This window comes from Dietzia sp. B44 (assembly GCF_014145245.1).
Classification (GTDB): Bacteria; Actinomycetota; Actinomycetes; order Mycobacteriales; family Mycobacteriaceae; genus Dietzia; species Dietzia natronolimnaea.
Window position 1 is genome coordinate 13276 of sequence record NZ_JAALEF010000195.1, and the last position, 9317, is coordinate 22592.

General features: G+C 70.8%; 10 protein-coding genes. 3 read left to right on the plus strand and 7 right to left on the minus strand.

Annotated features, from left to right (window positions below; genetic code table 11):
- The coding region (locus G6017_RS16735; RefSeq protein WP_241731414.1) for a homocysteine S-methyltransferase family protein at nt 1–935 on the minus strand (935 nt) is incomplete at its 3' end.
- Nucleotides 936–984: 49 nt separating this feature from the next.
- On the opposite strand from G6017_RS16735, the gene G6017_RS07260 reads away from it, so the two are divergent.
- Nucleotides 985–1911 carry a PAC2 family protein gene (locus tag G6017_RS07260; protein WP_179525275.1) on the plus strand — a complete coding sequence of 309 codons (927 nt, stop codon included), beginning with the start codon at nt 985–987 and terminating at the stop codon, nt 1909–1911.
- Between the two features lie 35 nt (nt 1912–1946).
- Here G6017_RS07260 and mshC read toward each other — a convergent pair whose 3' ends face one another.
- The 5 genes from mshC to G6017_RS07285 form a co-directional block, all read right to left on the minus strand.
- Nucleotides 1947–3197, minus strand: coding sequence for a cysteine--1-D-myo-inosityl 2-amino-2-deoxy-alpha-D-glucopyranoside ligase (mshC, locus tag G6017_RS07265; RefSeq protein WP_182616708.1), 1251 nt, complete (start codon nt 3195–3197; stop codon nt 1947–1949).
- 27 nt (nt 3198–3224) lie between these two features.
- The gene (locus G6017_RS07270) at nt 3225–4007 is read right to left on the minus strand and encodes an Rv2133c family protein (RefSeq protein WP_182616710.1); all 783 of its coding nucleotides are present in this window, start codon (nt 4005–4007) and stop codon (nt 3225–3227) included.
- Nucleotides 4004–4591 (minus strand): Rv2134c family protein, encoded by a 588-nt coding sequence (locus tag G6017_RS07275; protein WP_179525278.1) that lies wholly within the window; start codon nt 4589–4591, stop codon nt 4004–4006. The genes G6017_RS07270 and G6017_RS07275 overlap by 4 nt, the downstream gene beginning before the upstream one ends.
- Nucleotides 4592–4652: 61 nt before the next feature.
- A complete protein-coding gene (locus G6017_RS07280) occupies nt 4653–5360 on the minus strand; it encodes a histidine phosphatase family protein (protein ID WP_182616712.1) in 708 nt (235 codons plus the stop codon).
- Nucleotides 5361–5400: 40 nt separating this feature from the next.
- Nucleotides 5401–6246, minus strand: coding sequence for an undecaprenyl-diphosphate phosphatase (locus G6017_RS07285; RefSeq protein WP_241730995.1), 846 nt, complete (start codon nt 6244–6246; stop codon nt 5401–5403).
- Nucleotides 6247–6421: 175 nt separating this feature from the next.
- Between G6017_RS07285 and G6017_RS07290 the strand changes: the two genes are divergently transcribed.
- Together G6017_RS07290 and G6017_RS07295 are read left to right on the plus strand one after the other, a co-directional pair.
- Complete coding sequence (locus G6017_RS07290) at nt 6422–7453, plus strand: YncE family protein (protein WP_179525281.1); 1032 nt, start codon at nt 6422–6424, stop codon at nt 7451–7453.
- Nucleotides 7454–7487: 34 nt separating this feature from the next.
- Entirely contained in the window at nt 7488–8555 is a 1068-nt protein-coding gene (locus G6017_RS07295) for a quinone-dependent dihydroorotate dehydrogenase (RefSeq protein WP_182609563.1), read from the plus strand.
- Nucleotides 8556–8558: 3 nt separating this feature from the next.
- On the opposite strand, the gene G6017_RS07300 is transcribed toward G6017_RS07295, so the two are convergent.
- Nucleotides 8559–9101 carry a YbhB/YbcL family Raf kinase inhibitor-like protein gene (locus tag G6017_RS07300; RefSeq protein ID WP_182616714.1) on the minus strand — a complete coding sequence of 181 codons (543 nt, stop codon included), beginning with the start codon at nt 9099–9101 and terminating at the stop codon, nt 8559–8561.
- Nucleotides 9102–9317 lie beyond the last annotated feature (216 nt).

Sequence of the window (9317 nt, forward strand, 5' to 3'; positions counted from 1 at the left end):
CTCACCTCGTCCCGGAGGCGGGTGATGTGTTCGGGGGTGGTGCCGCAGCATCCGCCGACCATCGACAGCCCGAACTCGGAGACGAAGTCGGCGACCTGGGGGCCGAACGCCTCGGCGCCGAGCGGGTACACGGCTCCGTGTTCTCCCAGTTCGGGCAGTCCCGCATTGGGCATGACGGAGACGGGGACGCCGGCGTGCTGGGTGAGGTAGCGCAGGTGCTCGATCATCTCGGCGGGCCCGGTGGCGCAGTTGAGGCCGATCATGTCGATGCCGAGCGGTTCGAGCGCGGTCAGCGCCGCCCCGATGTCGGACCCCAGGAGCATGGTCCCGGTGGTCTCGATGGTCACGTGCGTGATGATGGGCAGCCGGCGCCCGGCGGCGGCCATGCCGTCCTGGCAGCCCAGTACCGCGGCCTTGACCTGGAGCAGGTCCTGGCTGGTCTCCACGAGGAACGCGTCGGCTCCGCCCCGGGCCAGGCCCTCCGCCGCGCGGGCGTAGGCGTCCCTCATCTCCTCGAACGTGGCCTGCCCGAGCGAGGGCAACTTGGTCCCCGGACCGAGGGAGCCGAGCACCATCCGCGGGGTGCCGTCCTCGGAGGGGCCCATCTCGTCGGCGACCTGCCGGGCGATCGCGGCACCCTTCTCGGCCAGCTCGCCGATGCGGTCGACGATGTCGTAGTCCCCCAGGTTGGACAGGTTGCACCCGAAGGTGTTGGTCTCCACCAGATCCGCGCCGGCCTCGAAGAACGCGCGGTGGATGTCCGCGACGACGTCCGGGCGGGTGGCGTTGAGGATCTCGTTGCATCCCTCCAGACCGAGGAAGTCGACGTCCACATCCAGGTCCACCGCCTGCAACATCGTGCCCATCGCCCCGTCGCTGATCAGTACTCGCCGGCGGGCGGCGTCCAACAGGGGCGAATCGAAATCGACAGACATGGCCCCAGTGTATGGGTGCCCCGGAAGTGTCCGTCCGTAGGCTGTACTGATGACTGTCGAATGGACCCCCGACGGGCACCTCGATCTCGAGAGCCCGGTGATGATCGTGGCCTTCGAGGGCTGGAACGACGCCGCGGACGTGGCGACCGGGACCGTCGAACATCTCGCCCTGACCTGGGAGGCGCGGCAGATCGCGGAGATCGGTGGCGACGAGTTCTTCGACTACCTCGACCAGCGGCCGACGGTCCGGCATTCCGGCGGGGTGTCGCGATCGGTCGAGTGGCCACAGATCCTCGTGTCCGCGTGCCGACCGGACGGGTTCGACCACGACGTGTTGCTGGTCCGGGGGCCCGAGCCGGGTCTGAAGTGGCGCCGGTTCGCCTCCGAGTTCGTGGACCTCGTCGACACCCTGGGAGTCACCGAGGTGGTGCTGTTGGGTGCCTATCTCGCCGATGTGCCCCACACCCGCCCCGTTCCGCTCACCGGGACGGCGTTCAATCGGCAGAGGATGGCCGAGATGGGGGTCCGGGCCTCCGATTACGAGGGGCCCACCGGGATGACCGGGGTCCTCCAGCAACTCCTCACCGAGGCCGGGGTCCCGACGGTGAGTCTGTGGGCGGGTGTCCCCCACTACGTTGCCGCACCGCCCAATCCGCGCGGCACCGAGGCGGTGCTGTCCTGGTTGGCGGAGAACCTGGGGGTGGCCGTCCCGATGGACGCACTGCGCGTGCAGTCCCGCACGTGGGTCGCGAAGGTCGACGCCGCCGCCGGCGAGGACGAGGACCTCCGCGACTACATCCAGTCCCTGGAGGACCGGATGGACGACGAGAACGGTGTCGGGGCGGGGGTCGACCCCGAACCCGACCGTGGTCGGGCCGCTGACGGGGAGACGATGCCGCTGGTCGACGGCGAGTCGATCGCCGCCGAGTTCGAGCGCTTCCTGCGAGGCGAGCGGGACGAGCCCGACGCCGGGTAGACCGTCAGACCGTCGGACCGGTCACCGGAACGCCGTCAGGTGGCGGGGGCGAGACCGAGCAGGGCGTCGAGGGCGGTCGCGATGGACGGTCCCGCGGACGGGTCGGACTCGTCCCCGGCCAGGGTCGCCTCTGCCCACCTGTCGACCGCGGCCAGGGCGCCCGGGGTGTCGAGGTCGTCCGCGAGACGTTCCCGCACGGCGATGATGGTCGCGGCGGAGTCGGCGCCCGATCCCCGGGAGATCGCACGGAACCACGTCTCGCACCGGGAGCGGGCCTCCGCGAGCAGGTCCTCCGACCAGGAGCGGTCCGTCCGGTAATGGCCGGCGGCCAGGGCGAGTCGGATGACGGCCGGGTCCACCCCCTGTTCGCGGAGTGTCTTGACCCGGACGAGGTTGCCCAACGACTTGCTCATCTTGACCCCGTCGAGGCCGATCATCGCCGCGTGCACGTAGAAGCGCGCGAACGGGGAACGACCGGTCGCGGCCTCCGCGTGGGCGGCGGAGAACTCGTGGTGTGGGAACGCGAGGTCGCTGCCCCCACCCTGGATGTCGAACTCCATACCCAGGCGGTTCCGGGCGATCGCCGAACACTCGATGTGCCATCCGGGTCTGCCCGCCCCCCAGGGCGAGGGCCAGGACGGCTCCCCCGGTCGCCGCACCCGCCACAGCAGTGCGTCCAGCGGGTGCTCCTTGCCGGGCCGGTCCGGGTCCCCGCCGCGCTCGGCGAACGCGGCGGCCATCTCCTGGGCGTCGTACCCCGACTCGTACCCGAAGGCCGGGGTGGCCCGGTGTCGGTAGTAGACATCGGGGTACCCGTCGACCCCGGGATCGATCCGGTAGGCGTGGCCGCGGTCGACGAGCTCGGCGACCATCTCCACGACCTCGTCGATGGTCTCGGTGGCGGCCACGTAGTCGCGGGGTGGGAGCACGCGGAGCGCCTCCATGTCGGAGCGGAACAGATCGGTCTCACGGTCCCCGAGTTCCCTCCAGTCCACGCCGTCTCGCTCCGCCCTCTCGAACAGCGGGTCGTCGACGTCCGTGGTGTTCTGGACGTAGTGGACCTCGTGTCCGGCGTCCAGCAGGAGCCGGTACACCAGATCGAACGTCAGGTAGGTCGCCGCGTGACCGAGGTGGGTGGTGTCGTAGGGGGTGATGCCGCAGACGTACATCCCGGCGACTGGCCCGGCGGACACCTCCCGGACCTGTCCGCTCGCCGTGTCGTACAACTTCAGGGGGGCACCGTCGCCGGGGACGGCGTGGACGGCAGGCGGGGGCCACGAGTGCATGCGGGCGAGTCTAGATACCGGGCGGGTTCAGAAGAGCGGCCAGGGTAACGGGTAGCCCGCTCCCGGTACGGGGAACACCTCGCCGTCGAGCAGTGCGGTGACCCGAGCGCCCAGTGCGCGTACCTCGGCGGGTGAGAGCAGGTCACGCAGGCTTTCCGCGAGGAGGGCGTCCCCGGACAGCCCGTCGCGCACCCTGCCCAGTCCCTCGAGATCCCCCGGGGGCAGCGGCTGGCCGGCCCACCCCCACAGGACGGTGCGCAGCTTCGGCTCGGTGTGGAACGACAGGCCGTGATCGATCGCCCAGATCAGGCCGGAGGTGTCGACGAGGACGTGTCCGCCCTTGCGGTCGGCGTTGTTGACGACGTGGTCGAACAACGCGATACGACGGAGTCGATCGTCGAGGGCGTGCGCCACCACCACGTCCTCCCCGCGGGATCCCTCACCCCGGAGCACCGCCACCCGGCCGGGGGGAAGGGCGCCCACCGGGTGGACGTCCACCGGGTCGTGGCCGGGCGCCTCACCCCGGTCGAGCTCGTCGATCCATCGTTGCGCCATCCCCGGGCCGCCGGGGCCGTGTGCTCCCACCGTCTCGGGCACCAGGTCCCACCCCAGGGCCACGGACACCGCGTACGCCGCGATCTCCCGGGCCGCCAGGCTGCCGTCGGGGAAGTCCATGAGCGGCCGCTCCCCCGCCGACGGTTTGTACACCCAGTGCCCGCCCTCGGCGTCCACGCAGCGGTACACCGCGTTGCTTCCCGAGGGGATCCGGTGCAGAACGGTGAGTTCGGGGCCCGGCGGGCGGGCGGTCACGGGTCGACGAGGTCGGCGAGCGCGTCACCGGAGCGCGGGAGGTACCCGTTGAGGCGGATGCACAGGTGCCCCGTGGTGTCGATCGGCTCGCCGCACAGCGGGCACGGAGCGCGCCCGGCGGAGACGACCTTCTCGCTGCGCAGGACGAACTGCCGTGCACGCTGCGGGGTCAGGAACACGCGGAGCGCGTCCGGGGCGTCCTCCGCGTCCGAGAGGACCACCGACTCGTCGGTGGCGGTGGGGTCCGCCGCCAGCAGCTCCACGACGATCTGGCTCTTCTCGCCGTCCCACCCCAGGCCCATCGTGCCCACCTGGAACTCCGCGTCGACGGGCATCTCCAGCGGCGCCAGGTCGTCCACGACGCCGGCGGCCGGGGGGACGGGGACATCGGACTTCGCGGCGATCTCGTCGAGGAGATCCCCCATCCGCTCCGAGAGGATCTGGGCCTGTTGCTTCTCGCACCGGACGGAGACGGTTCGCCCGCCGCCCGTGGCCTGGACGAAGAACACGCGCTCGCCGGGTTGGCCGACCGTGCCCACCACGAACCGGGCCGGGTCGCGGAACTCGTGGACTTCCCTGCTCATGCCGGTCGTCTCCCTCGTGTGCTGCCGTGTGGTGCCGGGTGGTCCCGGGTGGAGGTGCGGTTCATGAGGGTACGTTCCCGCCGGGCACCGCGTCCGAGCTGGCGTCTCCGGCGGTGGCGTTGCCCATGTGTCCGGCGGGCTCCCCGCGGAGACTGGCGAGGTCTCCACCGGTGTCGTTGACCCGGAGGACGAACGGCCGGTGGGGGGTGTAGCGGACCACCGACACCGATCCCGGCTCCACCACGATGCGCTGGAAGTGGTCGAGATGCATCCCGTACGCGTCGGCGATCACCGACTTGATCACGTCTCCGTGGCTACACGCCACCCACAGCACGTCACGGCCCGCGTCCTCGGCCAGGCGGCGGTCGTGCTCCCGGACGGCCGAGACGGCGCGGGTGGCCATCTCGGCGAGGGACTCACCCCCGGGGAAGACGGCCGAGGAGGGGTGCTGCTGCACCACCGACCACATGTGTTCGGACGCGAGCTCGGTCAGGGTCCGTCCGGTCCAGGTGCCGTAGTCGACCTCGACCAGGCCCTCCTCGACCACCGGTTTCACCCCGAACGCGGCGGCCAACGGCTCGACCGTCTCCCGGCAGCGCATGAGCGGCGACCGGACGACCGCCTCGACCGGGAGACCGTCGAGACGTCGGCAGAGGTCCTGTGCCTGCGCCCGGCCCGTCTCGTCGAGCGCGACCCCGGACGTGCGGCCGGCCAGGGTGAGCGCGGTGTTGGCGGTCGAGCGGCCGTGGCGCAGGAGGATGACGGTCATGACGGCAGGTTACCGACGCCGCGCCACTTCGGTGGTGAGGTCAGGTCGCGGGGATCGCGCCGGTGGACAGCAGCGCGATGACGGCCAGGCCGAGGATGATGCGGTACCCGGCGAACCAGGCCAGCGAGTGGTTCTGCACGAAGCGCAGGAGCCACGCGATGGCGGCGTAGCCCAGCACGAACGCGATCACCGATCCCACGATCAGCTGGATCCCGGTGGCGGACTGCCCCACGGACGGCTCGAACGCGTCGGGGAGGCTGAACAACCCGGAGGCCAGGACCGCCGGGATCGCCAGCAGGAAGGAGAACCGTGCGGCGGCCTCGCGGGACATGTTGAGGAACAGCCCGGCCGAGATGGTGCCGCCCGAACGGCTGACACCGGGGATCAGCGCCAGGCACTGGGCCAGTCCCATGACCACCGCGTCCTTCATCGTCAAGCCCTCGAGCGACTGGCCGTCGACGGGGCGGTCCTGCTTGGAGACCTTCTCCGCGATGAGGAACACGAACGAGAACGCGATCAGCACGATCGCCGTGATCCACAGGTTCCGGGCGGCGTCCCGGATGAGGTCCTTGCCGAAGAAACCGATCACGGCGATGGGGACCGAGCCGATGATCACGTACCAGCCGAGCCGGTAGTCCGGGTCGTCGCGGCGCCGGCGGTCGAACACCCCCCGGAACCACGCGACGAGGATCCGCACGATGTCCTTGAAGAAGAACACCAGCACGGCGGCCTCCGTGCCGAGCTGGATGACCGCCGTGAACGAGGCTCCCGCGTCCGCACCGAACAACCAGGTGGAGAAGATGCGGAGGTGCCCGGAGGACGAGACGGGCAGGAACTCCGTGATCCCCTGGATCACGGAGAGCACGATCACCTGGAGCCAGGACATGCCGTCCGCAGCGGGGGCGGCCAGGACCGTCGGGTTCACGGGCGCTGCTTTCTGTCGGGGAACGTCGGCACGGGCGCGGGTGTCTCACCGCACCGCCGTGAGGGTAGTCGTCCGGACCTGGACGGCGACTGAGGACCCGCGTGGGGGACACTGTGGAGAAGTCGAAAGGAACACCGTGCCCCTTCGTGTCCACCGCCGCTCCGCTGTGACCGCCGCTCTGCTCTCCCTCGCCGTCGGGCTCGCCGGCTGCGCGTCGACCACCAGCCAACTGGAGGACTACACCGGGATCGAGCAGGGTAACGCCCGACCCGCCGCGTCGCCCCAGGTCTCCGATCCCGAGGGCGGTGAGGTCGTCCCGGTCCCGGGTTCCGTGTCCTCGCTGGTCGCCGTGGGTGACACGGTGGTGGCGCAGGTCGACGGCCCGCCGACTCTGGAGATCGCCCGCGTGGACGGGACCCGATGGATCCCGGAGACGACCGTCGAGCTGCCCGCGGATGCGGGAACCGCCACTGCCGGGGTCGACGGGACGGTTCTTGTCCCCTTCGGCGACGGCGTCGTCGTGGTCACGGCGGCAGGTGACGCACGCGAGATCTCGGGACTCGGACCGGTCACCGCGGCGGCCGTGACCACCGACGGTCGCCTGCTCACGGGCGCCCCCGGCGGCGACGTGGTCGTCCGGGACGCCGACGGGACGGAACAGCATCGCCTCGCAGGCCTGACATCGGTCGATCGGATCAGTGTGGCCCGGGACGGTTCGGTCACGGCGTTCAGCCGACCGGACACCGTCATCGCCAGCATCGACCTGGACGAGGACGGCGCGGGACCGCTCCTGCGCGCCGGGAAGGGCGCCGGGAGACTCGACGAGTACGGCGAGGGCACGGTCGTCGCCAGCGACACCGTGGGTGACACGCTCCTCGTCTACTCGACCTCCCCGATCCGGCTCCACCAGCAGTTCCCGGTCGCAGCGGCCCCCTGGGCGGTCGCCGGGGACCCCACCCGGGACGTCGTCTGGGTCACCTCCACCGGAACCAACACCGTCCAGGCGTACGATCTCGGCGACGGCACAGGGGTCCGGCGTGCCGAGATCGCGACGGTACGTCAGCCGGACTCGCTGGTGGTCACGGCCTCCGGGACCGTGGTCGTCGGTTCCTCCGACGGTGCCGGCCTCCACCTGATGCGCCCATCACTGCCCGTGCCGTCGAGCTGATCGAAGGACCACCCACGTCCCATCGAGGAGGACCGTGTACTCGCTGATGAAGAGTGTGCTGTTCCGCTTTCCGGCGGAGCGGATCCACCACCTGGTATTCGGCTTTCTCAAGCTGCTGACCCTGGTGCCGCCACTGGGCTCCCTGGTGCGCCGGTTCCTCGGCGTCCGGGATCCGGTGCTGGCCCAGGATGTCCTGGGACGTCGCTTTCCGGGGCCGCTCGGCCTCGCGGCCGGTTTCGACAAGAACGCGGCCGCCGTCGACTCGTGGGGGGCGATCGGCTTCGGTTTCAGTGAGGTCGGCACGGTCACCGCCTCACCCCAGCCCGGCAACCCGCCACCTCGTCTGTTCCGGCTGCCGGAGGACCGGGCCATCCTCAACCGCATGGGGTTCAACAACCACGGCGCGGGCAACGCGGCCAACAACCTGCGTCGTCGGCGCAGCAGCGACCCGGTGGGGATCAACATCGGCAAGACCAAGGTGGTGCCCGCGGAGGACGCCGTTCGCGACTACGTGGCCTCGGCCAGCATGCTCACCGGGCTGGCCGACTACATGGTGGTCAACGTCAGCTCCCCCAACACCCCCGGCCTGAGGGACCTGCAGGCGGTCGAATCGCTGCGTCCCATCCTCACGGCGGTCCGTGACGTGGCGACGATCCCGGTGTTGGTCAAAATCGCCCCGGACCTGGACGACGCGGACATCGACGCGGTCACCGATCTCGTCGTGCAGCTCGGCCTCGCCGGCATCGTGGCCACCAACACCACCATCTCGCGCGACGGGCTCACGACCCCGGCGAGCACGGTGGCGGCGATGGGCGCGGGCGGGATCTCGGGGGCACCCGTCGCGGACCGGTCCCGCCAGGTGCTCGCCCGGATCCACGAGCGGGCCGGCGATCGGATCGTCATCATCTCGGTCGGCGGCGTCGAGACCCCGGAGGACGTGTGGGACCGCATCACCCACGGTGCTCATCTTGTCCAGACCTACACCGGCTTCGTGTTCACCGGCCCCGGTCTCATCCGTGGGACCAACAAGCTCGTCGCCCGACGGCTCCGGCAGGGCGGGTTCGCCTCCCTGGCGGAGGCCGTCGGTTCCGCGGTCAGCTGACTCTCACTGCTCGAAGAGCGCCGTGGTGGTCCCGCGGGCCAGGCCCTGCCCGAAGAGGTTGAACCCCACGAAGGCGCAGGAGGCGTCCTCTCCGAGTTGGATCTCGTCGCCGACGGCGTGAACGGCGAGGATGTACCGGTGCGGACCGTGGCCCTCCGGTGGGGCCGCACCCACGAACCCCCTGAACCCGGCGTCGTTGCGGACCACGACGGCCCCCTCCGGGAGGCCCGAGGTGTCGTCGCCGGTGCACGCCCCCTCCGGTAGCGAGGTCACGTCGGCCGGGATGTTGGCCACCGACCAGTGCCAGAACCCCGAGGCGGTCGGCGCGTCGGGGTCGAACACGGTCACCACATAGGTCCGGGTCCCCTCCGGTCCGGCACTCCAGCTCACCTGTGGGGACTTGTCCTCGCCGCCTTCGACGCCCATCTTCCCGCCGAGCTGCGCGGACGACAGGGTGGAGGCCTCGGCGAAGGACTCGCTCGTCACCTCGAGCGCGGGGAGATCCGGAAGGGCGTCATAGGGGTTCGGCACGCGGAAGTCGGTCATCGTCATCCTCCTGGGTCGGACGGTGTGGGGAGGCATCCCCCAGCCGGTCACGTCCTTGTCTACCAGCGATGACCGGCAGGCGCCGTGTGTGAGCGGGGTCCGATTTGTCCCACGGTTCGCGCATCGGCTAGTGTCATTCCTCGCACGACCAAGCCGGGAACGAACCGGTGCAGGTCATCAGTGTGCGAGCGCGAGTGGCGGAATGGCAGACGCGCT

Coding starts and splice junctions, on each gene's coding strand:
- G6017_RS07275 (WP_179525278.1), bottom strand. CDS start 4,591: ATGAGCAGGGAAGTCCACGAGTTCCGCGACCCGGCCCGGTTCGTGGTG.
- G6017_RS07300 (WP_182616714.1), bottom strand. CDS start 9,101: ATGACCGACTTCCGCGTGCCGAACCCCTATGACGCCCTTCCGGATCTC.
- G6017_RS07285 (WP_241730995.1), bottom strand. CDS start 6,246: ATGTCCTGGCTCCAGGTGATCGTGCTCTCCGTGATCCAGGGGATCACG.
- mshC (WP_182616708.1), bottom strand. CDS start 3,197: ATGCACTCGTGGCCCCCGCCTGCCGTCCACGCCGTCCCCGGCGACGGT.
- G6017_RS07260 (WP_179525275.1), top strand. CDS start 985: ATGACTGTCGAATGGACCCCCGACGGGCACCTCGATCTCGAGAGCCCG.
- G6017_RS07280 (WP_182616712.1), bottom strand. CDS start 5,360: ATGACCGTCATCCTCCTGCGCCACGGCCGCTCGACCGCCAACACCGCG.